A 20,366-nucleotide genomic window follows, 5' to 3' on the forward strand; every position below is an offset into this window, starting at 1 on the left:
CACCTTGGATAAAGCGCTTCATGGGCGATCCTTGCGATGAAATCCTCAGAAATCATAGCAAGGGTTTGCGAAAGCGTTTTTACACACTCTGGGCCGAAAGCTGCCGCTCACGAACGACTGCTTTCGGCCAGAAGCGGACGTTCGGCTTGAGTAGCCTCGAGCCGAATTGCAGGAACAGCAGCTGGAAATATGATCTTGGCCAGGAGGTCAAAGCGTCCGGCTTGGCACTTTCATCTCTGCGCCATGGACTATGATCTAGTATGCGATTTGACAAAACGCTGTCACTCTTTCACTCAGTTTTTTTGATTCATTCCGAGACAAAACATCTTCCGATAGTCAGATGGCGATGTACCTAGATGAGCGCCAAATTGTTGTCTTAAAGATAGGGGCGTTCCAAAACCTACTTCACCCGCGATGCATTCAATCGGTAATTCAGTCGTTTCCAGTAGCTCTTGGGCTCTGACAACTCGTTCAGCGTTTAACCATTTGGATACGGTAGTGCCGGTGGCCTCCTTAAACCGACGAGTAAAGGTGCGCCTACTCATTTTAGCCATGTCCGCCAGGACGTCGAGCGACAGATTACTGGACAGGTTTATGCGGGCCCACGCTAGTACATCAGACAAATGAGTCTCGCTAGATAACTGCGGCACAGGATGCTCTACGTATTGAGCTTGGCCTCCCTGCCTATGCGGCGGTGTCACCAGCATCTTCGCGGTACGATTCGCCACATCAGCACCGAGCCGCTGGCGTACCAGATGCAGGCAACAATCGATTGCCGCTACGGTTCCCGCAGAGGTCATTATATTGCCGGCACTGACATAGAGCACCTCAGGCCGAAAACGAACCTCCGGGAAACGTCGCGCAAATTCGTCACGGGCCACCCAGTGAGTCGTAGCCTCTTTCCCATCAAGTAGCCCGGCATCGCCCAGCACAAATGCTCCTAGGCATAACCCTACTATCAGCTTGCCTTTGGAATTGGCGAGCTGTAAGGCTTTCACAAGCTGTGCAGACGCAGCGGCCGATTGATCGCCCCACGCTGGAATGACAATTACGTCAGATGCCTCCATCAGTTCTAGGCCATGGGTGACCGCCAGTCCGATGCCTTGGTCACTGCTCACCACTCCCGGCACCTCGGCACAGTAATTGATCTCGTAACGAGGCTCATCAGGCGCGGATTGAGCTGCACCTAGCACGACTCCTGGCACAGAGAGATGGAAGAGGCTTACGCCGTTGAACGCTAAAACAGCAACACGTATGGATTGCATCTGTCAGCCTCAGATTCACCCTGTATGGCTCAAGCCTATCGAACACAGGAATTATGGACGACCGCTCACGCGGACGCATTTTCACGGATAGTGGGACATGTCGACCACCATCAGCATCCACAGAGAACGCTCATCGACTGGCCCAATTATATCGCAATATGTCATTCAGGCCACTGTCAGGCACGTAAGCGTTCGGCAAGAATGGTGTCCTTGATGAATCAACAGGATTAATCCGATGAAACTCAGAACTCTGACTCTTGCCATTAGCGTTGCAGCCACTATACCGGCGTTCGCGGCTACAAGCGCCGCCGTAGCGCCTGACGCATCTCATAAAGTGGATTTGCAGCAAGTGCGTAACGCAACGGCAAAAATCACCTATGGCGGTACGACCTTTCTGATCGACCCGATGCTGGCAAAAAAGGGGGCATACCCAGGATTTGAAAATACCTACCGTAGCAACCTGCGCAATCCATTGGTTGACCTGACCGAGTCGGCCGAAAAAGTGATCTCAGGTGTCGACGCTGTCATCGTCACTCATACGCATCTTGACCACTGGGACGATGCTGCACAGAAAGCACTGCCTAAAGACATCCCTCTGTTCGCTCAGCATGAAGAAGATGCGCAGCTGATTCGCTCCCAAGGCTTCAAGAATGTGCGCGTACTGACTGATGAAGCTGAATTCGGCGGCGTCAAAATCACCAAGACTGGTGGTCAACATGGCACAGACGAAATGTATGCCGTGCCAGCACTCGCAAAACCGCTAGGTGAAGCCATGGGCGTGGTCTTCCAAGCACCAGGCTACAAGACCCTTTACCTTGCTGGCGATACTGTCTGGCGTAAAGAAGTCGATCAGACCATCGAGAAATATCATCCAGAAGTCATTGTACTCAACGCCGGGAAAGCAATGATGACCGGGTATAAGGGGTCGATCATCATGGGCGAGGAAGACGTACTACGCGCCTCAAAGGCCGCGAAAGACGCGAAAATTGTTGCCGTGCACATGGACGCAATCAACCACATGTCCCTGACCCGTGAAGAACTGCGCACCTACGTCAAGAAGCACGGTATCGAAAGCCAAGTCGAAATTCCAGAAGACGGCACTTCGCTGGAGTTCTGATTAATTGGGCCGTAGATGACGCTGGCCTATCTGCCCGCGAAAGCTCGGCCCTCTACAACATCACGTTGATATTTGACTGGAGATTAATCATGAAGCGAGGTCTCGTTGTAGTTGACCTGCAAAACGAATACCTACCTACTGGCAAGCTTCCTTTGACCGGCATCGACACCGCTGTCGAAAATGCTATCCGGGTGATCAGCCACGCCCGTGATACGGGATTTCCTGTTTTCCACATACGGCATGAGTCCGCTGAAGGCGCTCCAATCTTTGCAAAGGGATCCAATGGAGCGGAAATTCAAGCAGATGTAGCTCCACAAGGTAATGAACCTGTAATCGTAAAAAAACACATCAACGCCTTCAGGGAAACTGATCTGACGCAGCAGTTGGAAGCCGCTGATGTCCAGGAAATCGTGGTCATAGGCGCGATGAGCCACATGTGCATCGACGCCGTAGTACGCGCGGCGGCGGACATGGGCTACTCCGTTACCGTGCTGCATGACGCCTGTGCCACCTTGGATCTCACATTTGGTGGCGTAAACGTTCCTGCCGCTCAAGCGCATGCCACGATGATGGCAGCCTTTGAATTCGGCTACGCCGCCGTCAAATCTGTGAACGATTACCTCTCGGCGTAAGCTCGTAACAATTCAGTCTTTGCTTCAATTAAGTTAAAAAACTTTTAGGCACAATCTCCCTTCCCGCACAGCAGAGCGCTGGGGGCTCTTGTTGATGATGATAATTATCGGTCCATCCATGACTCGACGGTGTAAGCACCGTTTTTTGCCTTTTCATTTCTCAGACTTGGGTAATTGACGTTCTAGCTTCGTCGGCCTGAAGGTTTCTATACACTCACCCGACATGCTTTAGCCGTGCCGGCTTCCATGATGCGATCTCCTAAAGTTGGCGGCACTTAATCGTAGGCGAACTGGTCAATCAACCCCAGACGTGGGACGTGGGTGTTTGGCCGTAGTAGAGCGCCGGGAGCAATGACTGCATTTGCTCCAATTTTGCAGCCGTCACCGACTAAGGCACCGAATTTTTTTACTCCCGTCACGATCACATTGTCATCATGGCGGATTTTGATATCTGCACCATCCAGTTCATTACGGTAATTGGCAATTATTGCACCTGCTTCAATATTCACGCCCTCGCCGATCAACGAGTCGCCGACAAAGTTGAAGTGTGCCAGCTTGCTTCCTCCGAGCATGAAGCTGCTTTTCATTTCGCAGCTTGGGCCCACGATGCAATTGCTGCCGAGGTAAACGCCTCCACGCAGGTAAGCTCCTGCCGCCACAAATGATCCTTCGCCGATGATAATCGGGCCTTTCAGCACAGCCCCTTGCTCCACAACGGCGCTTTCGTGGATGGCACAGTCTCCATGGCGCCGATAACCCGCACCAAGACCTGCCAGCAAGGCCAAAACTTGATTTTCGCAGTCTTGAGAAACAAGCCAAGCGGTAGGGGGCACCAAGCCTAGCAATGGCCACCGAGTAATAAACGTACTGATCTCAACTAGCTTCATACAAATTCCTCCGGTACGGGTAATGTGCGGTTAGATCCAAGCGGCTGACGCTAGGACAAGGGAGTCCCCCGAAAATTCACGTGCAGGCCATGGCTCGGCTGGGCTGGGCTTTGCTGAGCTGAGCTGAGCTGAGTAGATGACTTCACCGGACTGATACTGTGCTGCTTTTCCATCGGTTCCTGGTTCCAAAACTCCCCACGCTATCTCATTAGGGGGCAAATATGGCTTGGGTAGTGATGCTTACAAGCCCGTGCGGAGCTACCTTCTTTGGCGAGGCAATAGACCGCGATGGTTTTCGTTATCGCTGCAAGACACCCGAGGAGGCGGAAGCCTTTGAAACCAAGTCGGAAGCGGAGGCTAGCTTCTATTACTTCCGCTTAATGGGGGAGCTGCAGGGTTATCTGTTCGAGGCCGTTGAGCTGCAAGGGCTCTCAGCGCAATAAACGCAGAGATTGACGCTCAGCTCACCAATCCGTTGATCCGCTGCGTTCAGACGCAACTGCAGGGCGTCACGCACGGCGGTGCCACGCTCGAAATCAGCTCGGCGGGATTGGTGACTGTGTGGTCGTCGGCGCGCAGGTTTGCGGTCATCGCGTCGAAGATGGGTAGCTGATGTCGGGTTGGCCGTTGCCGAAGCTGAACTACAGTAGATACGTCATCGAAATGGAGATCGGACATGCAATGTTTAATTTGTCAGGCTGCTTCTAAAATTGTTCACATGGAAGGATGCTGGTCTGAGGTCAAATGCTCGGCCGGATGTGGACGCTTTAGAGTCTCAGCGAACCTTGTTGCGAAGATGAGGTTCAAGGGCGGGTTCTTTGACGTTGAACGAACAAGGCAATGGCTTGAAATGGCTCGTCGCGAGGGGCCAGCGCCGTTGATATCGACCTACGATTACAACGTTGCTTTACTGCATCGTGTCTCCGAAGGTCGATCTGATCGTTTGCCGAGTAGCTCTAAACCGATAACTTCTGAATAGCTGGACTTCTTCTTTCGCCCCGCCGAAGCACCAGTTACATCGCGGCGATGATTCGGTGTTGGCACCGGCGCGGACGTCCTTTGCTAGGTAATGCGTGGGTAGTGGAGTGTTGGCAGGGATCGGCTACAGTTGGGAGATCAGTCAAAAGGAGAAGTTCATGTCTTGCTTGATTTGCGACGAGCCTTCGGCCGAAGTTGATGCTGGCGGTGACTACCAAGAAAGAGCCTGCCCGAGGTGTGGACACTATCGAGTAACCGGTACGGCGCTCGCGCTGTTGAAAGCCCACGGCTGGCATTTTGACGTTGAGCTATCTCGAATGTGGCTCGCGCACCAGCAGGGTTCTGGATTCATACCAACTATCGATTCGCAACAGGTTAGTCGTCTGATTGATGTTTGAGACGGCTGCTCTACGCCGGCTAGTCATTGGCCCGCTGAGGTAGATGCGCCTCATGCGGCCACCTCAGGCTTGTACGTCGAGGATCGCTTCCTTGATCGCCTCAAACTCCCAGGCGTAGTACTGCGACTCGACTTAGACGCGCATCTCGCCGTAGTCATGCTGCTTGCGTTGGATGAACGCTTCAGCGGCATCCCTGGTTAAGTGGCTATTCACGATCTCCCAGCGTTTGTTCCAGCCGGTGACGGTGTGGTCATCGCACTCGGCGAGATACTCCCACTGATCGTCCTCGTCCAGATCCAGGAAATGTACTCATGGGATCACTCCAAGCAGTCGAGGGCTTTTTGAAGAAGCGCGTGCACTGACAGCTCTTCATGGTTGTCGTGATTCATTGCGCGCTGGATAAGTTCGCAGGCTTCATCAGCGCTATCGCTCAGGTTATCCAACTCTTCAGATTCTTCCTCGGCTTGGCTCTCCAGTCGACGGATGTCTTCGCGAAGGCCTTCAGCTTCTGCGCTTGGGTCAATGCATTGCGCGGTAAGACGTCGGGTCAGTTCGGCGGCGGCGGCCGGTTCGAGCGCAGCGTAGTGAAGGCACTCTTCGTCGCTCAGAGCGTTGGCGGGAATGCTCATTGGAACTCTCCAGGCATACGCCTGCCTCGCCGGCTGGCGTGATTCATAGAAGTGGGGTATGTATCTCTGAACTCACACTGGCAGGAGGCCGAAATGAGAATGCAAAGCGATATCGACGCACTTGCGGCTATCGAGGAAGATGCTCGAATGATGCTCAAGTGGATTGGTCTTCCAGACGACCAGCAGAAACTGGACATCGTTATCTGCTTACGGCAGATAGTAGACTTGGCGACTTATACACAAACGATCGGCGATTATTCAGAATTTCTCCTGCGATAGAGCGTGGCTGGCGTGATTCGTAGAAGTGAGGTATTTGTGTTCGGCCCGGCATGGAGCCGGATGGGGATCTGGATTTGAAAAAACTGTTGCTACTTCTCATAGCTGCGATGACCGCAACTTCTGCCTCGGCTGAGATCATTGATCCCACACCGTCAAATGTCTGCTCGCTGCTGTCGGACTCTGGCCTGAAGGGTAGAAAATGGGTTGATGATTATGGAGATGGCTCGTCGGGCTGTGCCAGTGACTACAAGGACATCGGCTCAGCAAGCGGTCTGGCGAATAATCTGTCTTTCTACGTCACTGGGGTCAGCCAGTACGTAATGGAGATTAAGCTTGTGTTCAACTATAACCAGCCATCTCAATCCAGCTCCGCCACGAAGGCTTTACTTGCAGCCTCCGATAAGCTGTCTCAGCGAGCGCTTGGGGCGAGCTTGCCCGCACCTGTGATAGCACTGATAAAGCGAGGTGAGCATGGATCCGCCAAAGTTGGTAAAGGGGTCGTAGAGGTGGTGCGGGAAGACTGGCCAACGGGGAAAGGTTACGAAGTCCACGTCATGATGCGCTGATCGTGTTCCGCCAGTCAGGCGCCGCCCTCCGTGAACGGTGGTGGCAATTGGGTTTGGGTTGGGATATTACGGGTGGCCGGCGAGGAGCCGGACCAAGGAGCGCTGGATGAGCACAGAACAAGTTTTTGCGTTCGCTAAGCAGATGACTGATTCGATTATTTGCTTGCGCGATGGAGGTCATCACTTGCAGGCGGCGATGCTGACCTATGTTGCTATTGAGCAAATGGCCTGGCTGTCAGTGGAACCGTTGAGGTCTGGGCCGGCTGACTTTCAGAGGTGGATCAACTCTTACATGCAGCCTTATGATCCACTGCCATGCACTGCCCGCGAAATCTGGGAGGCTAGAAACGGCCTACTTCACATGGGTACTGCAGAGTCTTTTGCGAACCGTGATAACGCTGAAATCAGGCTGCTCTGCTATGTATACGGGAGTACTCCGAAGCTCGCTAACAAGTCGGAAGAAGTCGTTTTCGTAAGGGTAGAAGACCTCGTAACAAGCTACCTAACTGGCGTGATGTGGTTTCTAAATCACCTGGACGGTGACCCGAACGAGCTACAGGTCGCTGAAGGCAAGATCGCTCGGATGCTCACGCAGCGTCCTCTGCAGCCTTAATCGTCACAATCGACCCGCAGCGCCTCGCGCTGATACGCCAGCTTCAATTTACGCGACACGTTTTCCGGTATCACGTATTCGTGTCGCGGCGGGGTGAGCAGAGGAAGGGCGCCGCCGGGGCCAAGGCCGTGCAGGTGGTGAATCATCAGCGTGACCGCCTCGCCCTGTTCCTCTATGCCGCTCCAGGCCATCAGCTCAGCAAGGACTTGGCGCGTACCGGGCAGGCAGTGAAGCCTGATTTCCTCTTCGTCGCGCTCCTTCCTCTTCGCCGCGGCTTTCGCTGAGCGATCGGCATTGCTCTTGGCCATGGCCTACCTCTTCAATTCCGCTGGCCGGCAAGTCCAGCCAGGTCTGTCGTTTGCGTTGTTGGGTGCGAAAACGTCTCAGGCTGCGACCTTCACCTGATGCCAGGCGCCGGCGGCGTAGAACAGCTTCGCGGCCTGGGCTTCATCCATCGAAACCTCGTCCGGAATGGCAATCCAGCCTGATGCAACCAGATGGTTCGGGTTCGCGCTGTTGCGCAGCACCAGGTAGTAATGCTCGATGGCATCGGTAAGTCGCTCGACCTTGTAGATGCCCTCCGGCGAGATCTCGACTGACTTGATGTACTCGGCGCCGCGCTCGTCGCGACACATGGCGCCGATGTAGATCGTCCAGCGGTAGGAGAAATCGAAGATTGCGTTGGCGATCGCCATACTGCGGATCTGCCTGCAGCTCTTCCAGTTCGCCATGATCTGGCTGCCGCTGGGGTCGATGTTCACCACCGCGACGTGATTGGTGCGCAGCGGCGCCCGGCAACTGCTCTCAGCCCGGGCGAAACCGTTGTTGGGTTTGCGTTTCGACTTCATATCGCGTCCGCCATTTTGCGCAGAGCCTTGCGGTCGGTTGCCGATATCGGCTTTGGGCGCCGCTTGAGGACCCTTTCAGGGGCTACCCAGTGGCGCCGTGCTGGTATGGGTTCCATGCGAACTGGCGGCAACTCTTTGAAGCTGCCGCCGGGCCGCGTCCAGAAGTCGGCCATCGCAGCGGCGATTTCATCCGACTCAGCTTGTTTTGCTCGAACTGCGTTGAGGTTCAGACTGATCATGCTGGCCTCACTTGATCCGGATCGAGCTTTCGCCGCGCTCGAGGTGAGCCCAAGCCGGTTCCGGTAGAGGCGGGGAAGGGGGTTAGATGTAATGAACCACTGACGCCCGCGGGCGTCTAAATCAATTGATCCATATTTGGTGAGCGACTGTGACTAAGATCATTACCGAGAAGGTCAGTACGCATGAGTCCCTCCCACCTGACGCATTACTATTCGGAACTCCGAAAGACCGTCTCGATTTCTATCGTCGAGAAATTCAGTACGAAACGACTCTGCTGTCGAATCGAACAAATGCGAATCTGACGGCGCAATCTTTTTTGGTGATTGCGTTCGCATCCTCAATGGCCAACGTCAACCCGGAGTGGGGCAAGATCTTTACCTTAGTTGTACCTTTGTTGATGGCCATACTCGGGATTGTGAGTTCGCTCAATGCGCGGCCAGGGATTCGAGCTGCTTACGCAATAATTGATCACTGGCATTTCAAGCAAAGCCATCTTTTGCGCAGCGAGCCTGCAATGGGGGCCAACTATGATGATTCGCCCCTGTTCTGCGAAGCAGAGTCCAGTCAAAAGGGATATCGCAAATCCCTTCAGTTCTCTATGAGAACCCCGTGGCTTTTTGTGATTTTCTGGGTGGTTCTCGCAAACTTTGACATCTATATCCAGTTCTCAAATCCCGGTTTTTAAGCTGGGCTTGACGCTGTTGATTACCCAGTCGCTGTCGTTGCGCTGGTTGTTTAGGACCTTCCGTTATTTTCGTGATAGCCAATGCGAAGCTCGGCGGACTTTCTTGAGCATACAGCGCTGAATAAGTCGCCAAAACAGCCGAGATGGATTTCTTTGCTTTTGTCGTAAACCCTCGCATGCCAGCAGTTATGGACTGAGGCTCAGCACGAATCGAACGCGTCGATCAGCGCTGTGGCAATTGAGCGTGGTGAATCGGCACCGGTGAAGAAGGGCGCCCGCATGCGCCGGCATGAGGCCGTATTCGCCGCGCTGGGCGATGACAAAGAAGAGCGCATCCAGGTTGTGCGCGAGAGGATCAGCATCAGTGAGACACGTCGCACTCCGGTTGGCCGGTCCACCGCCCGCGCTGCGCACCTGGCAATGATCGGCAAAGTGCTGCGCGCGATCGATACGCTGCCGTTCCAGGTACAGCAGTTTGGGCACTACCTGTATCACCCGGCGATGAACATGCGGCATTTGTTGAATGCTGTGCTGCTGATCACCGCAAAGGCGGCGCTGCCCGATCTGACCAAGGCTAAACGCGTGAAGGCAGAGTACTTGGTCACTCTGGCTCTGCAGTCGTACAAGGGAGAAGTGCAGGGGGCGGCGGAGTGGGGGCCTGCGCGGGTGGCCGCCGAGATGAAAGAGTTCTTCGGCGTGTCGATTGAGCCAAAGCACTGGAACAGGGATTGGATGGATCTGTGGGAATCACTAAAGAAGGTGATCGCTGAAGTGGATATTCAGGCACAACAGTCGATATGGCAGGTTATTCACTCGGATAATGACGAGGAGGCGGCATAAATATATTGACATGGTGGGATTTTGCGCGTACTTTTTCCATAGTGCGCAATTCACGCAACACGCACATGAATACCTGAGCCCGGCCAATGTGCCGGGCTTTTTCGTTTTCGGCTCAGCCACACCCATTGCTCCGAGCTGGGAGTGCTGCTGTAGCCGACTTGATCCGGCAATTTCACCGCAGCTAGGGCGGCCTAGCGGAAGGGCTGGACACTGAAAAGCCGGCAGTACAATGCTCCGCGGTTCTTGCGCCATACCCTGATTGCGCTTCATAGGGTGAACGGGGCGTTTCGGTGAGACTGGTGCAGTTGCTCGAATTGTTAACACCGACGATCTACGCGGCTTCTTAATTTATCGATTGAGTATCAATAAGTTGCATCCGGGTATGTAGAGTTATCGTCGATAATAGAGTGATTTAGCCAAAAATATGGCGCGCTCAATGTTTCATAACTGAAGGCGTCCATGGCTTTACTTTAAAAAAACCAGTGCTACTCTCAGGTTTCCGTCTGGATTGTGTAAATGGAAGTAAGCGGATAACTTGCACAAAAGGAGTATTGTGATGAAAGAGATTAGTGTTTTGATTGTTGTTGATGTTGAGAATGCACTAGTAACAAATGATCTAGGCGGCAATGTGTATTTGATAGACAACAACAAGAACTCTGGGTCTAGTTATGAAGGTAATGATGAGCTGGTTACAGCTTGTTGTAATGGGCAGCTCGTCAACTGGAGTGTCGTTGGTGTTGTAGCTGAAAACCAAGTCGAAATTAATAATTTTTCTGGCAACATGATTAAAGATAAAATCTGTTCGCCTGAGAAGACACCTAGTCAAGGGCGAACTTACTGGCAAGGCCGCGTCAATGATACAACTGTTGGTGATAAAGTGCAGTACAGCGTGGAGCTGCTAATGAATGGGAAGCAAACGATGAGTTTTGATCCATTCCTTTTTATTGTAAAACAATCTCTGTAGAAAGATTGTCTAGGGCAGTGCTAGGGCCGCTATATAAGCATTCCTGTAATAACTTATTTAGCTGTTTCAGTGCGACACCTTAAAGAAGGCCCGGTTATTGCGCCGGGTTTTTTATGGTCCAAGATTCCCATAGCCCTCGGAGCCTCTGAGCGTCAGGCTCAAAGTGGTTTTTTCGCGCCTCAGCATCTGCTGGGGCTTTTTCGTTTATAGCTCCCCACACCCATTGCTTCGAGCTGGGAGTGCAGTTGGAGCTGATCCATTTCGAGGCTCGCCATACCAGCGGGCCTTTTCCTTTCTGGAGCACAGCATGAAGAGTGAGTATCGCAGTCTCGTCGAGGCGATCATCTCTAGTGAGCAGAAGCTTAGAGAGGCGAGGGGCATTCAGCGTGATGCCAAAGAAAAACTCGCTCTGGCGGATGGCTTTGTGACGCGACAGGGGACGTGAACCGCATGCAGAAGGAAGTCGGGCTGTGCAGAGCAGATGGTGACGCTGTCTGCCCTATCGAATCTGTGGATGGCCCGCCGACATTTGCTGGCCAGCGCAGAAGAGGTGCGCCTGTGATGCGGAAAGTGGCCGCCGCGGGGTGCTCGCGACGACTGAAACACCGAAATGAGCGAGTGATCCGATCATTTTTGATCGGCTCACCTCTTTCAAAATCGGCGGTGGATGAAGTCAGCCCAAAATACATGGCCACTTCAGACCGCTCCTTAGCGGCGGACTGATTAGGCGCAAAAAACGTATTAAAAACCTTCCTTTTATACCAAATTCCTTGGCGTTTTAGAATGTTAATTCGGAAAAGGAATTTGCGCTGCTTCTCCGGCAGGCTAGAGTCTTATCGAACAAGCACATTGATGTGCCTCTTGCACGGATACCGGCGGTCTCCCCCCCGTCACAGGCAGTCCGTCTTAAAACAAGGAAGTTGTCATGAACAAGCCGATTAAGAATATCGTCATCGTTGGCGGCGGCACTGCGGGCTGGATGGCCGCCTCGTACCTCGTCCGGGCGCTCCAACAGCAGGCGAACATTACGCTCATCGAGTCTGCGGCGATCCCCCGGATCGGCGTGGGTGAGGCGACCATCCCGAGTTTGCAGAAGGTGTTCTTCGACTTCCTCGGGATACCAGAGCGGGAGTGGATGCCCCAAGTGAACGGCGCGTTCAAGGCCGCGATCAAATTCGTGAATTGGAGAAAGTCTCCCGACTACTCGCGCGACGATCATTTCTACCATTTGTTCGGCAACGTGCCGAACTGCGACGGCGTGCCGCTCACCCACTACTGGCTGCGCAAGCGCGAACAGGGCTTCCAGCAGCCGATGGAGTACGCGTGCTACCCGCAGGCCGGGGCGCTCGACGGTAAGCTGGCACCGTGCCTGCCCGACGGCACCCGCCAGATGTCCCACGCGTGGCACTTCGACGCGCACCTGGTGGCCGACTTCTTGAAGCGCTGGGCCGTCGAACGCGGGGTGAAGCGAGTGGTCGACGAGGTCGTGGACGTTCACCTGAGCGAGCGCGGCTACATCTCCAGCCTGTTCACCAAGGAGGGACAGACGCTGGAGGCGGACCTGTTCATCGACTGCTCCGGCATGCGTGGGCTCCTGATCAATCAGGCCCTGAAGGAGCCCTTCATCGACATGTCCGACTACCTGCTGTGCGACAGCGCGGTCGCCAGCGCTGTGCCCAACGACGACGCGCGCGAGGGGGTCGAGCCGTACACCTCCGCGATCGCCATGAACTCGGGGTGGACCTGGAAGATTCCGATGCTGGGCCGGTTCGGCAGCGGCTACGTCTTCTCGAGCAACTTCACCTCACGTGACCAGGCCACCGCCGACTTCCTCAATCTCTGGGGCCTTTCGGACAATCAGCCGCTCAACCAGATCAAGTTCCGGGTCGGGCGCAACAAGCGGGCGTGGGTCAACAACTGCGTCTCGATCGGGCTGTCGTCGTGCTTTCTGGAGCCCCTGGAATCGACGGGAATCTACTTCATCTACGCAGCGCTTTACCAGCTAGTGAAGCACTTCCCCGACACCTCGTTCGATCCGCGGTTGAGCGACGCATTCAACGCCGAGATCGTCTACATGTTCGATGACTGCCGAGATTTCGTGCAGGCGCACTATTTCACCTCATCGCGCGAAGACACACCGTTCTGGCTCGCGAACCGGCACGACCTGCGGCTCTCGGACGCTATCAAAGAGAAGGTCGAGCGCTACAAGGCGGGGCTGCCGCTGACCACCACTTCGTTCGACGATTCCACGTACTACGAGACCTTCGACTACGAATTCAAGAACTTCTGGTTGAACGGCAACTACTACTGCATCTTTGCCGGCTTAGGCATGCTGCCCGACCGGTCGCTTCCGCTCTTGCACCACCGACCGGAGTCGATCGAGAAGGCCGAGGCGATGTTCGCCAGCATCCGGCGCGAGACCGAGCGTCTGCGAACGAGCCTGCCGACGAACTACGACTACCTGCGGTCGCTGCGTGACGGCGACGCGAGGCTGTCTCGCAGCCAGCGCGGGCCCCGGTAGTGGAACGCACCTTGGACCGGGTAGGCGCATTCGCGGCTACGCACGCTGCCGTGGCGGCCAGCGACCCGCTGCACGCACGCTCGCTCGTTCTGCAGCTGCCGGGCCTGAACCGTAATAAGGACGTGCCCGGCATCGTCGGCCTGCTGCGCGTGGTCCTCCCGGCGCGTGGCGTGCCCTCCGGCTGGGGCTTCGTCGAAGCCGCCGCCGCCATGCGGGACATCGGGTTCTTCCTGGGATCGCTCAAGCGGCACGGACACGAGCCGGCGGACGTGGTGCCTGGGCTCGAGCCGGTACTACTCGACCTGGCGCGCGTGACCGACCTGCCGCCGCGCGAGACACTCTTGCATGTGACGGTCTGGAATCCCGCAACGGCCGACGCGCAGCGCAGCTACACCGGGCTGCCCGACGAAGCGCACTTGCTCGAGAGCGTGCGCATCTCGATGGCGGCCCTCGAAGCGGCCATCGCGGTGACCGTCGAGCTGTATGAGGTGCCCCTGCGGTCGCCAGCATTCGCGCAAGGGTGCGACGAGCTGGCAGCCTATCTGCAGAAAATGGTTGATTCGATCGTTTACGCCTACCGTTTCATCTCGGTGCAGGTCTTCTACGACGAGCTGCGCCCCTTCTACGAACCCATTCGAATCGGAGGCCAGAGCTACCTCGGGCCCGGTGCCGTGGAAATGCCCCTCTTCGTGCTGGAGCACGTGCTGTGGGGCTCGCAATCGGATCACCCAGCTTATCGAGAATTCAAAGAGACGTACCTGCCCTATGTGCTTCCCGCGTACAGGGCGGTCTACGCTCGGTTCACTGGGGGGCCGGCGCTCGTCGACCGCGCGCTCGGCGAGGCGCTTGCGCTTGGTGCGCGCAGCGAGCCCGTCCGAGCTGGGCTGGCAGCCCTCGAGCGAGTCATCAAGGTCCTGCTGCGCTTCCGGGCACCTCACCTTAAATTGGCGGAGCGGGCTTACGAAGTCGGGCGAAGCGGCCCCGCAGTCGGCAGCGGAGGGTACGCGCCCAGCATGCTCGGCGATCTACTCACGCTCACGTGTGACGCGCGGTCCCGCATCCGCGCTGCGCTCGACGAATCCTGACGCACACGGACATGTGTTATCTCACAAGGAGAGTGTACCCCCATGACTCAGAAGAGCCCCGCGAACGGGCGCGATAGCAACCATTTCGATGTGATCATCCTCGGCTCGGGCATGTCCGGCACCCAGATGGGGGCCATCTTGGCCAAAAAGCAGTTTCGTGTGCTGATCATCGAGGAGTCGTCGCACCCGCGGTTCACGATCGGCGAATCGTCGATTCCCGAGACGTCTCTTATGAACCGCATCATCGCTGATCGTTACGACATTCCGGAGCTCGATCACATCACGTCGTTCTACTCGACGCAACGTTACGTCTCGTCGAGCACGGGCATCAAGCGCAACTTCGGCTTCGTGTTCCACAAGCCTGGCCAGGAGCACGACCCGAAGGAGTTCACGCAGTGCGTCATTCCCGAGCTGCCGTGGGGGCCGGAGAGCCATTATTACCGGCAAGATGTCGACGCCTACTTGTTGCAAGCCGCCATTAAATACGGCTGCAAGGTTTGCCAGAAGACTAACGTGACTGAATACCACGCCGATAAAGACGGCGTCGCGGTGACCACCGCCCAAGGCGAACGGTTCACCGGCCGGTACATGATCGACTGCGGAGGACCCCGTGCGCCGCTTGCGACCAAGTTCAAGCTCCGCGAAGAACCGTGTCGCTTCAAGACGCACTCGCGCAGCCTCTACACGCACATGCTCGGGGTCAAGCCGTTCGACGACATCTTCAAGGTCAAGGGGCAGCGCTGGCGCTGGCACGAGGGGACCTTGCACCACATGTTCGAGGGCGGTTGGCTCTGGGTGATTCCGTTCAACAACCACCCGCGGTCGACCAACAACCTGGTGAGCGTCGGCCTGCAGCTCGACCCGCGTGTCTACCCAAAAACGGACATCTCCGCGCAGCAGGAATTCGACGAGTTCCTCGCGCGATTCCCAAGCATCGGCGCGCAGTTCCAGGACGCCGTGCCGGTGCGCGACTGGGTCAAGACCGACCGCCTGCAATTCTCGTCGAGCGCCTGCGTCGGCGACCGCTACTGCCTGATGCTGCATGCGAACGGGTTCATCGACCCGCTCTTCTCGCGGGGGCTTGAGAACACCGCGGTGACCATCCACGCGCTCGCGGCCCGCCTCATCAAGGCGCTGCGCGACGACGACTTCTCCCCCGAGCGCTTCGAGTACATCGAGCGCCTGCAGCAAAAGCTTTTGGACCACAACGACGACTTCGTCAGCTGCTGCTACACGGCGTTCTCGAACTTCCGCCTATGGAATGCGTTCCACAGGCTGTGGGCGGTCGGCACAATCCTCGGGCAGTTCCGGCTCGTGCAAGCCCACGCAAGGTACCGCGTGTCGCGCGACGAGGGTGACCTCGATCACCTCGACAACAACCCCCCGTATCTCGGGTACCTGTGCGCGGACATGGAGGAGTACTACCAGTTGTTCAACGACGCCAAAGCCGAGGTGGAGGCCGTGAGCGCCGGGCGCAAGCCAGCCGAGGAGGCCGCGGCGCGGATTCACGCCCTCATTGAAGAACGAGACTTCGCCAAGCCGATGCTCGGCTTCGGGTACTGCATCACCGGGGACAAGCCGCAGCTCAACAACTCGAAGTACAGCCTACTGCCGGCGATGAAGCTGATGTACTGGACGCAAACCAGCGCGCCGGCAGAGGTGAAAAAGTACTTCGACTATAACCCGATGTTCGCGCTGCTCAAGGCGTACATCACGACCCGCATCGGCAGAAGTAGCCGGCCGACAACGACAAAAAAACGATGAACGACATTCAATTGAATCAAGCGAGCGTCAAGAAGCATCCCTCGGGGGCGTACGACGCGACCACGCGCCTGGCCGCGAGCTGGTACGTCGTGATGCGCTCGGACGACCTCAAGGGCAAGCCGACGGAGTTGACGCTCTTCGACCGTCCTTATGTGGCGTGGCGCGGAGCGACGGGGCGGGCCGTGGTGATGGACCGCCACTGCTCGCACCTAGGCGCGAACCTGGCTGACGGGACTGTCAAGGACGGGTGCATCCAGTGCCCGTTTCACCACTGGCGGTACGACGAGCAGGGCCAGTGCGTTCACATCCCCGGCGACAGTCAGGCGGTGCGGCAGCTGGAGCCCGTGCCACGTGGGGCGCGCCAGCCGACGTTGGTCACCGCCGAGCGATACGGCTACCTGTGGGCCTGGTACGGCTCCCTGCAGCCGCTGCACCCGCTGCCCGAAATCGCCGCGGCCGACGTCGATAACAGCGACTTTATGCACCTTCACTTCGCGTTCGAGACGACGACGGCGGTCTTGCGGATCATCGAGAACTTCTATGACGCGCAGCACGCGACCCCCGTGCACGCGCTCCCGATCTCGGCCTTTGAGCTCAAGCTCTTCGACGATTGGCGCCAGTGGCCGGAGGTTGAGTCGCTGGCCCGGGCGGGCGCGTGGTTCGGTGCCGGGATCGACTTCACCGTGGACCGGTACTTCGGCCCCCTCGGCATGCTGTCGCGCGCTCTCGGCCTGAACATGTCGAAGATGAACCTGCACTTCGATGGCTACCCCGGCGGGTGCGTCATGACCGTCGCCCTGGACGGAGACTTCAAATACAAGCTGCTCCAGTGTGTCACGCCGGTGAGCGACGGCAGGAACGTCATGCACATGCTCATCTCTATCAAGAAGGTGGGCGGCTCCTTGCGCCGCGCGACCGACTTCGTGCTGTTCGGGCTGCAGACCAGACAGGCAGCGGGGTACGACGTCAAAATCTGGAACGGGATGAAGCCGGACGGCGGCGGCGCGTACAGCAAGTACGACAAGCTCGTGCTCAAGTACCGTGCGTTCTACCGGGGCTGGGTCGACCGCGTCGCGAGCGAGCGGTGATGCGTGAAGCCGAGCCGGTCTCGGCCGCGTTGCTCCGCCAGGCGCTCGCGAACCTGGCGAGCGGCGTCACGGTCATCACGGCGTACGGTGCGGCGGGCCCGCTTGGGATCCTGGCCACCAGCTTCGTGTCGGTGTCGCTCTTTGCGAGGTATTCATGACTATCTGGCTGCTGCAACTCGTTCTGGTGATCGCGCTCTGCAACGTCTGCGGCCGCATTGCCGAACGGCTCGGCCAGTGCGCGGTCGTGGGCGAGATCGCGGCCGGTTTGCTGTTGGGGCCTTCGCTGTTCGGCGTTATCGCACCGAGTTTCTACGACGTATTGTTCGGCCCACGTACGATGTCAGCGATGGCGCAAGTCAGCGAAGTCGGCCTGGTACTGCTGATGTTTCAGGTCGGTCTGCATATGGAGTTGGGCGAGACGCTGCGCGGCAAGCGGTGGCGCATGCCCGTCGCGATCGCAGCGGGCGGGTTCGCCGCACCGGCCGCGATCGGCATGATCATCGCCACCGTCTCGAAAGACACGCTCGCCAGCGACGTACCGGCGCTGCCCTATGTGCTCTTCTGCGGTGTCGCACTTGCGGTGTCAGCGCTTCCGGTGATGGCGCGCATCATCGACGACCTGGCGCTCAGCGCCATGGTGGGTGCACGGCACGCGATGTCTGCCGCGATGCTGACGGATGCGCTCGGATGGATGCTGCTTGCAACGATTGCCTCGCTATCGAGCGGGGCGGGCTGGGCATTTGCGCGCATGCTCGTCAGCCTGCTCGCGTATCTGGTGGTGTGCGCGCTCCTGGTGCGCTTTGCGATTCGACCGACGCTTGCGCGGCTCGCGTCGAGTGCGCATGCGGCGCGCGACCGCTTGGCCGTGTTGTTCTGCTTCGTAATGGCGTCGGCACTCGCAACGTCGCTGATCGGATTCCATAGCGCATTTGGCGCGCTTGCGGCGGCGCTGTTCGTGCGGCATGTGCCCGGCGTCGCGAAGGAGTGGCGCGACAACGTCGAAGGTTTCGTCAAGCTTGTGCTGATGCCGGTGTTTTTCGCGTATGCGGGGCTGCATGCGTCGATCGGCACGATCGACGACGCAGCATCATGGATGTGGTGCGGTGTCTTCCTCGTGGGCGGATTCATCGGTAAGTTCGGCGGCAGCTATCTGGGCGCGCGTGCCACCGGGCTTGCGCCACACGATGCGATGCTGGCGAGCTCGTTGATGAATACGCGCGGTTTGATGGAGCTAATCGTCTTGTCAATCGGTCTGCAGATGCAGATCCTTCCGCCAAGGGTCTACACGATCCTCGTGGTGTTCGCGCTGGTGACGACGGTGCTGACCGCACCGCTGGTTCGATTCACGCTGCGCGTGCAATCGCGCGCGACGCCAGCAATCCCGGATGCCAGTAAGTGAAGCGCGCCAGACATGTATACGCCAATTGAAAATTGCCCCTCTAAAGGGGGGGATACCCATTTGGAGGGAATTCTCGCTCAGGACGAGGAACCCTTCAGTCGTGCCTGGATGGCGCAGACCTTCGAGCAGTACTGGGACTATGCCCGCCATGTCGTGATCTGGACCAACAGCATGTTGGTGCCACCCGCCGAGCACGTGCTTCAACTGCTCCGTGCCGCCAGCCAGGTACAGCCGCTGGCCAGCGCCATTACCACTGCTTTCGACGACCCGCGCCAGTTCGCACCCTGGTGGTTCGACGCCGAGCAATGCCATGCCTTTATCACAAAAATGAGCCAACAGGCCGCCTGAGCCGGCTTGAGGGGAGAGATCACCATGAATGCTGCCAGCGAAACCAAGGCTCACGATTTGCTCGATGCCGAGGGCCGCGATGTCCGCGAACTGCGCAACTTGCTGGGGCAGTTCGCTACCGGTGTGACCGTGATCACCACGCGCACCGCTGACGACCGCAACGTCGGTGTGACCGCCAACTCGTTCACCTCACTGTCGCTGTCGCCGGCGCTGGTGCTCTGGAGCCTGGCACGCACGGCACCGAGCCTGAAGGATTTTTGCTCGGCGAGCCACTTCGCCATCAACGTGCTGGGCGCGTACCAGCACCACTTGTCGGAGCAGTTCGCACGGGCAGCAGCTGACAAGTTCGCCGGTGTAGCTCATTCCTATGGCAAGGCGGGAGCCCCAGTGCTGGAAGATGTGGTGGCAGTGCTGGTGTGCCGCAACGTCACCCAATACGAGGGCGGTGACCACCTGATATTCATTGGCGAGATCGAACAATACCGATACAGCGGCGCAGAACCGCTGGTCTTCCATGCAGGCCAGTACCGAGTTGCCGCCGCGCATCCGGCACTGGCGAGCTGACACTGTCGATCGTTTGCCGCAAAAGGGGAGAGCACCATGAAATACGTTCGTCGGTGCACTGTATGGAGCCTGCTTGTTGGCCGCACATATTATTTTACTAGTGGTTAACCTGGGGGTTGATGCTTCGGTGGTAAAGCGAGTTGCTCATGGCCCTCCAAATTGGCCTCAGTATCCAGATCTCGGGTATTGGCATCGGTGTAGAAAGCAAAGATCGCGCGCAGATGAGCCGCAGCCGTGTTGTAAGCGCGGTACCTTAGCTTGAGTTGAACGTAGATGAACGGGACAAGCATTGGCAACGGCGTCGCATCTCCGGTTTGCAAGAGCAACGGTACACGCTGATCAGAAGAGTACCGGCACTGAATCAGTTTCATCGCCAGCCACCTTATTCAATGACTCGCCATGAACACGAAGGACATGGCCCGTTGAGGTTGAGAGAGTGGACGTCAAAAGCAGGTTTGTCGAATCAGTGCCTTACGAGGCTCATGAACATTTCTAACATGGCATCTGGTTGAACATAAGAGGTGTTTATTCGCATTCAGCGTTCAACCTATTTGTCGTCAAGGGCCGTAATTGACCCATTGCTACCTCTCGAGGAAGAAAGCTAACGGTCAAAAACTGAGTGTCAGAAACGTCTAGGAATCCGGGGATATTCAGTG

The 20,366-nt window shown here is 57.1% G+C and carries 26 protein-coding genes and 1 pseudogene; 20 read left to right on the plus strand and 7 right to left on the minus strand.

Annotated features, from left to right (window positions below; translation table 11 throughout):
• Window positions 1-254 (plus strand): hypothetical protein (locus tag ACIQVE_RS03325; protein WP_402804536.1); only part of this gene is annotated, 254 nt, incomplete at its 5' end.
• 39 nt (window positions 255-293) lie between these two features.
• Here the strand turns inward: ACIQVE_RS03325 and ACIQVE_RS03330 are convergent.
• Complete coding sequence (locus ACIQVE_RS03330; RefSeq protein WP_402804538.1) at window positions 294-1,265, minus strand: GlxA family transcriptional regulator; 972 nt, start codon at window positions 1,263-1,265, stop codon at window positions 294-296.
• 235 nt (window positions 1,266-1,500) lie between these two features.
• Between ACIQVE_RS03330 and ACIQVE_RS03335 the strand changes: the two genes are divergently transcribed.
• Both ACIQVE_RS03335 and ACIQVE_RS03340 read left to right on the plus strand, forming a co-directional pair.
• Window positions 1,501-2,382 carry an MBL fold metallo-hydrolase gene (locus ACIQVE_RS03335; protein WP_402804540.1) on the plus strand — a complete coding sequence of 294 codons (882 nt, stop codon included), beginning with the start codon at window positions 1,501-1,503 and terminating at the stop codon, window positions 2,380-2,382.
• 89 nt (window positions 2,383-2,471) lie between these two features.
• Window positions 2,472-3,014 (plus strand): cysteine hydrolase family protein, encoded by a 543-nt coding sequence (locus ACIQVE_RS03340; protein ID WP_402804542.1) that lies wholly within the window; start codon window positions 2,472-2,474, stop codon window positions 3,012-3,014.
• Window positions 3,015-3,289: 275 nt separating this feature from the next.
• Here ACIQVE_RS03340 and ACIQVE_RS03345 read toward each other — a convergent pair whose 3' ends face one another.
• Window positions 3,290-3,901: a DapH/DapD/GlmU-related protein gene (locus tag ACIQVE_RS03345; protein WP_402804545.1), complete on the minus strand. Its 612-nt coding sequence runs from the start codon at window positions 3,899-3,901 to the stop codon at window positions 3,290-3,292.
• Between the two features lie 221 nt (window positions 3,902-4,122).
• Between ACIQVE_RS03345 and ACIQVE_RS03350 the strand changes: the two genes are divergently transcribed.
• Both ACIQVE_RS03350 and ACIQVE_RS03355 read left to right on the plus strand, forming a co-directional pair.
• Complete coding sequence (locus ACIQVE_RS03350) at window positions 4,123-4,344, plus strand: hypothetical protein (protein ID WP_402804547.1); 222 nt, start codon at window positions 4,123-4,125, stop codon at window positions 4,342-4,344.
• Window positions 4,345-5,037: 693 nt separating this feature from the next.
• On the plus strand, window positions 5,038-5,277 hold the full coding sequence (locus ACIQVE_RS03355) for a hypothetical protein (protein ID WP_402804549.1): 240 nt from the start codon (window positions 5,038-5,040) through the stop codon (window positions 5,275-5,277).
• A 317-nt stretch (window positions 5,278-5,594) separates the two neighbouring features.
• Here the strand turns inward: ACIQVE_RS03355 and ACIQVE_RS03360 are convergent, their stop codons facing one another.
• Window positions 5,595-5,906 (minus strand): hypothetical protein, encoded by a 312-nt coding sequence (locus ACIQVE_RS03360; RefSeq protein ID WP_402804551.1) that lies wholly within the window; start codon window positions 5,904-5,906, stop codon window positions 5,595-5,597.
• Between the two features lie 93 nt (window positions 5,907-5,999).
• On the opposite strand from ACIQVE_RS03360, the gene ACIQVE_RS03365 reads away from it, so the two are divergent.
• From ACIQVE_RS03365 to ACIQVE_RS03375, 3 genes are all read left to right on the plus strand, one after another.
• The gene (locus ACIQVE_RS03365) at window positions 6,000-6,185 is read left to right on the plus strand and encodes a hypothetical protein (RefSeq protein ID WP_402804553.1); all 186 of its coding nucleotides are present in this window, start codon (window positions 6,000-6,002) and stop codon (window positions 6,183-6,185) included.
• Between the two features lie 74 nt (window positions 6,186-6,259).
• Window positions 6,260-6,751 carry a hypothetical protein gene (locus ACIQVE_RS03370; RefSeq protein ID WP_402804555.1) on the plus strand — a complete coding sequence of 164 codons (492 nt, stop codon included), beginning with the start codon at window positions 6,260-6,262 and terminating at the stop codon, window positions 6,749-6,751.
• Window positions 6,752-6,857: 106 nt separating this feature from the next.
• The gene (locus ACIQVE_RS03375; RefSeq protein WP_402804557.1) at window positions 6,858-7,364 is read left to right on the plus strand and encodes a hypothetical protein; all 507 of its coding nucleotides are present in this window, start codon (window positions 6,858-6,860) and stop codon (window positions 7,362-7,364) included.
• Here the strand turns inward: ACIQVE_RS03375 and ACIQVE_RS03380 are convergent.
• From ACIQVE_RS03380 to ACIQVE_RS03390, 3 genes are all read right to left on the minus strand, one after another.
• Window positions 7,361-7,672, minus strand: coding sequence for a hypothetical protein (locus ACIQVE_RS03380; protein WP_402804558.1), 312 nt, complete (start codon window positions 7,670-7,672; stop codon window positions 7,361-7,363). The genes ACIQVE_RS03375 and ACIQVE_RS03380 overlap by 4 nt on opposite strands.
• A gap of 75 nt (window positions 7,673-7,747) precedes the next feature.
• Window positions 7,748-8,212, minus strand: coding sequence for a hypothetical protein (locus ACIQVE_RS03385; protein ID WP_402804560.1), 465 nt, complete (start codon window positions 8,210-8,212; stop codon window positions 7,748-7,750).
• A complete protein-coding gene (locus tag ACIQVE_RS03390) occupies window positions 8,209-8,451 on the minus strand; it encodes a hypothetical protein (RefSeq protein ID WP_402804562.1) in 243 nt (80 codons plus the stop codon). Before ACIQVE_RS03390 ends, ACIQVE_RS03385 begins: the two co-directional genes overlap by 4 nt.
• 149 nt (window positions 8,452-8,600) lie before the next feature.
• On the opposite strand from ACIQVE_RS03390, the gene ACIQVE_RS03395 reads away from it, so the two are divergent.
• The 12 genes and pseudogenes from ACIQVE_RS03395 to ACIQVE_RS03450 all read left to right on the plus strand — a co-directional run bounded on the left by ACIQVE_RS03395 (window position 8,601) and on the right by ACIQVE_RS03450 (window position 19,710).
• A complete protein-coding gene (locus ACIQVE_RS03395; protein WP_402804565.1) occupies window positions 8,601-9,137 on the plus strand; it encodes a hypothetical protein in 537 nt (178 codons plus the stop codon).
• A 231-nt stretch (window positions 9,138-9,368) separates the two neighbouring features.
• Complete coding sequence (locus tag ACIQVE_RS03400; protein ID WP_402804567.1) at window positions 9,369-9,977, plus strand: hypothetical protein; 609 nt, start codon at window positions 9,369-9,371, stop codon at window positions 9,975-9,977.
• A 556-nt stretch (window positions 9,978-10,533) separates the two neighbouring features.
• On the plus strand, window positions 10,534-10,941 hold the full coding sequence (locus tag ACIQVE_RS03405) for a hypothetical protein (RefSeq protein WP_402804569.1): 408 nt from the start codon (window positions 10,534-10,536) through the stop codon (window positions 10,939-10,941).
• 307 nt (window positions 10,942-11,248) lie between these two features.
• Window positions 11,249-11,386 carry a hypothetical protein gene (locus ACIQVE_RS03410; protein ID WP_402804572.1) on the plus strand — a complete coding sequence of 46 codons (138 nt, stop codon included), beginning with the start codon at window positions 11,249-11,251 and terminating at the stop codon, window positions 11,384-11,386.
• A 480-nt stretch (window positions 11,387-11,866) separates the two neighbouring features.
• On the plus strand, window positions 11,867-13,462 hold the full coding sequence (locus ACIQVE_RS03415) for a tryptophan halogenase family protein (protein ID WP_402804574.1): 1,596 nt from the start codon (window positions 11,867-11,869) through the stop codon (window positions 13,460-13,462).
• Window positions 13,462-14,547 (plus strand): monodechloroaminopyrrolnitrin synthase PrnB family protein, encoded by a 1,086-nt coding sequence (locus ACIQVE_RS03420; RefSeq protein WP_402804576.1) that lies wholly within the window; start codon window positions 13,462-13,464, stop codon window positions 14,545-14,547. The genes ACIQVE_RS03415 and ACIQVE_RS03420 overlap by 1 nt, the downstream gene beginning before the upstream one ends.
• A gap of 42 nt (window positions 14,548-14,589) precedes the next feature.
• Entirely contained in the window at window positions 14,590-16,311 is a 1,722-nt protein-coding gene (locus tag ACIQVE_RS03425) for an NAD(P)/FAD-dependent oxidoreductase (protein ID WP_402804578.1), read from the plus strand.
• Window positions 16,308-17,399 carry a Rieske 2Fe-2S domain-containing protein gene (locus ACIQVE_RS03430; protein ID WP_402804580.1) on the plus strand — a complete coding sequence of 364 codons (1,092 nt, stop codon included), beginning with the start codon at window positions 16,308-16,310 and terminating at the stop codon, window positions 17,397-17,399. Before ACIQVE_RS03425 ends, ACIQVE_RS03430 begins: the two co-directional genes overlap by 4 nt.
• The gene (locus ACIQVE_RS03435) at window positions 17,399-17,557 is read left to right on the plus strand and encodes a flavin reductase (protein ID WP_402804582.1); all 159 of its coding nucleotides are present in this window, start codon (window positions 17,399-17,401) and stop codon (window positions 17,555-17,557) included. Before ACIQVE_RS03430 ends, ACIQVE_RS03435 begins: the two co-directional genes overlap by 1 nt.
• Window positions 17,554-18,798 (plus strand): cation:proton antiporter, encoded by a 1,245-nt coding sequence (locus tag ACIQVE_RS03440; RefSeq protein ID WP_402804584.1) that lies wholly within the window; start codon window positions 17,554-17,556, stop codon window positions 18,796-18,798. Before ACIQVE_RS03435 ends, ACIQVE_RS03440 begins: the two co-directional genes overlap by 4 nt.
• 99 nt (window positions 18,799-18,897) lie before the next feature.
• Window positions 18,898-19,146 (plus strand): annotated as a pseudogene (locus ACIQVE_RS03445) (FAD-binding oxidoreductase); the annotation flags it as partial.
• A gap of 24 nt (window positions 19,147-19,170) precedes the next feature.
• Window positions 19,171-19,710, plus strand: a complete 540-nt coding sequence (locus tag ACIQVE_RS03450; protein ID WP_402804586.1) for a flavin reductase family protein — start codon at window positions 19,171-19,173, stop codon at window positions 19,708-19,710.
• Window positions 19,711-19,814: 104 nt separating this feature from the next.
• On the opposite strand, the gene ACIQVE_RS03455 is transcribed toward ACIQVE_RS03450, so the two are convergent.
• A complete protein-coding gene (locus ACIQVE_RS03455) occupies window positions 19,815-20,081 on the minus strand; it encodes a hypothetical protein (protein ID WP_402804588.1) in 267 nt (88 codons plus the stop codon).
• Window positions 20,082-20,366 lie beyond the last annotated feature (285 nt).

The sequence above is a fragment of the Pseudomonas sp. NPDC098747 genome (genome assembly GCF_044760045.1).
Lineage (GTDB): Bacteria > Pseudomonadota > Gammaproteobacteria > Pseudomonadales > Pseudomonadaceae > Aquipseudomonas.